The sequence below is a fragment of the Nocardia sp. NPDC004582 genome (assembly GCF_053602115.1).
In genome coordinates, this window is sequence record NZ_JBSGCY010000270.1 from 1 (window position 1) to 3192 (window position 3192).

Annotated in this window: 1 protein-coding gene and 1 pseudogene; both read left to right on the forward strand. The window is 73.2% G+C overall.

Features of this window, described 5'->3' with window-relative positions; all coding sequences use genetic code 11:
- Nucleotides 1–1308 (forward strand): annotated as a pseudogene (locus ACWELJ_RS33815) (hypothetical protein); the annotation flags it as partial.
- Between the two features lie 106 nt (nucleotides 1309–1414).
- Nucleotides 1415–3192 (forward strand): dynamin family protein (locus ACWELJ_RS33820; protein ID WP_452370130.1); only part of this gene is annotated, 1778 nt, incomplete at its 3' end.

Sequence of the window (3192 nt, forward strand, 5' to 3'; positions counted from 1 at the left end):
TTCAAGCCGGAGTTCCTGAACCGGCTCGACGACGTGGTCATGTTCCACGCCCTCGCCGCCGATCTGACCTCCGCCCTTACCGGCGGCCTGGCCGCGGGCGCGGGCCTGGAGACCGGCCTGCAGGGCGCGCTCGACGCGGTCGCCCACGGCGGCGCGGACCTCACCACCGGTCTGACCGGCGCGATCACCACCGCCACCGACCTCGAGACCGGCCTCGGCGCGGGACTCTCCACCGCCATCAACGCCGCCACCAACGTGGGCGCGGGTCTGCAGACCGACCTGAACGGCGCTCTCGACACCGGCCTGGGCCTGCAGACCGGCCTCAATGGCGCGGTGAACACCGGCGCCGCCCTCGGCACCCAGGTCGGCGCCGGCCTGGAGACCGGTCTCTCCGGTACCGCCGATGCCCTCCTCGGCGCGGGCACCCAGCTCGGCGCGGGCCTGGACACCGGCCTGCACGCGGGCGCGGATCTCGGCACGCAGCTCGGCGGCAACCTCGGCGCGGGCGTCGACACCGCGGTCGGCGCGGGCGCCCAGCTGGGCGCGGGCCTGAACACCGGACTCCAGGCGGGCGCCGATCTGGGCACGCAACTGGGCGGCGGTCTCGGTGCCGGTCTCGACACCGCGGTCGGCGCGGGCACCCAGCTGGGCGCTGGTCTCGAGACCGGCCTCAACACGGGCGCGCAGCTGGGTACGGGTCTCGACGCCGGGTTGCACACGGGAGCTGAGCTCGGCACCCAGCTCGGCGCGGGCCTGAACACCGGGTTGCACACCGGTGCGGATCTCGGCACCCAGCTGGGCGCGGGCCTGGACACCGGGTTGCACACGGGTGCGCAGCTGGGCACGGGCCTCGATGCCGGACTGAACACCGCGGTCGGCGCGGGTACGCAGGTCGGTGCGGGGCTCGAGACCGGGCTCAATGGCGCGGCGAATGTGGGCACCGGGCTCGGCGCGCAGGTCGGGAGTGGTTTGGAGACCGGCATCTCCGGTGTGGGCGGTGTGGCGAGCGGGATCGGCGCGGGCGCGCAGGGCGGGCTCGACACCGGCCTGCACGGCGCGGTCGGAGCCGGTACGCAGGTCGGGACCGGGCTGGACGCCGGGGTGCACGGCGGCGGCGCGGTGGATGCCGGGCTGCACGGCGCGGGCGCGAATCCCTGGGCCGGAGTGGATGTCTCGCAGGCCTTCGGCGGCGGGGTGCACACCTCCGGTCCGGACGCGTCGCTGTTCGGCGCCGGCGGCGCGCACACCGGGGCGGATCTCGGGGCGCACGCGGGCGGCGATATCGTCGGCGACATCCTGCACTCGTGACGCGAGGTCGCTCACCGCGGGTTCGCCGCGGTGAGCGACAGTCCCTCGAAGGATCCACTCGGAACACGGACGACTGGAACAGGTCGGTGAGCAAGCTGTGACAGGCATGGTGGCGGCGAATCCGCTGGTGACGATGGTCTCGGAGACCATCGCGGTGGCGCGGGCCGCCGAACGCGGCGACCTGGTCGCCCGGCTGGAGACGGTCGCGGGCAAGGTGCGCGATCCGCGCCGCCGGATCCTGGTGGCGGGCTTGGGGAATCAGGGCAAGAGCCGGTTCGTCAACGCGCTGGTCAACCTGGATGTGTGCCCGGTCGCCGACGATATCGCCACCGCGGTCACCACCGTGGTGTCCTACGGCCCGCAGCCGCGCGCGACGGTGGTCGCCGCGGGCGCGGACGGCGGCGAGAACACCCGGGAGGCGGTGCCGTTCGAGGCCGTTCCCGCGCTCACCGCCCGCGGCCCGCAGGGTCGCGCGGTGCTCCGCCTCGAACTCGAGGCCCCGAGCCCGCTGCTCGCCGACGGCATCGTGGTGGTGGACACGCCCGGCCTGGGTGCGCACGGAACCACCGGCGCGGCAGGCGTGCTCGCGCAGGCCCCGGCCGCCGACGCGGTGCTGGTACTCACCGACGCCTCGACCGAACTGACCGATCCCGAGGTGGATTTCCTGCGGCAGGTGCGGGAACTGTGCCCGGCCGTCGCGGTGCTGGTCACCAAGATCGACCTGTACCCGCATTGGCGGCAGGTGTTCGAGGCGAATCGGAAACACTTGCGCGTCAACGAGATCGAGGTGCCGATGCTGCCGGTCTCGGCGGTGTTGCGCGCCCACGCCATGCGCCTGCAGGACGAGGGCCTCGGCCGCGAGTCCGGGTTCGGCCCGGTGTTCCAGTTTCTGCGGGAGCAGGTGGTGGCGCGGGATCAGGCGGCCGTGCAACGCGCCGTCGCCCTCGACATCTCTTCCGCCGCCGAGCATCTCGCCCTGGCGCTGGGCAGCGAGCTGGTCGCGTTGCGGGATCCGGCGCGCGGCGCGGCCGCCATCCGGGAACTGCACGCCGCCAAGGCCGAGGCGGAGAAGCTGCACCGCCACACCGCCGCCTGGCAGCAGACCCTCGGCGACGGCATCACCGATCTGGCGGGCGATATCGACCATGATCTGCGCAATCGGCTGCGGGATATCGCCCGCACCGCCGAGGACTGGATCGACGACCACGATCCCGGCAGGCACTGGGACAGCATGGACGAATGGCTCACGGCCACCGTGGGTTCCGCGGTCGGCGACAACCTGGTGTGGACCGGCACCCGGGCGGTGAAACTGGCCGAGCGGGTCGCCGCCCATTTCACCGATCTGGGCGCGGTGGATCTGCCCGAGGTCCGCGACACCCTCGACGACGACTCCCGCACCGGGTCCTGCACCCTCGCCGATCTGGAACCCGATCTGGGTTTGAGCCACAAGCTGCTGGTGGGCGTGCGCGGCTCCTACGGCGGCGTGATCATGGCGGGCATGGTCGGCACCATGGCGGGGATGGCGCTGATCAACCCGCTCTCGCTGGGCGCGGGAGTTCTGCTGGGCGGCAAGGCCTTCAGTGACGACAAGAAGGCTCGCCTGGCCAAGCGGCGCGCCGACGCCAAGCTGGCGGTGCGCCGCTATCTCGACGACATCGCGTTCCACACCGGCAAGGAGACCAAGGACCGCCTGCACCGCATCCACCGCCTGCTGCGCGACCATTTCACCGCCATCGCCGACCGCACCCTGCGCTCCATCGACGAGTCCCTGCGCGCCGCCCAGGAGGCCGCCAATGTCGAGGCCGCCCGCCGCACCGAACGGGCCGCCGAACTGGAACGCCGGCTGCGCGTGGTGGGCGAGCTCCGCCGCCACGCGGGCGCGCT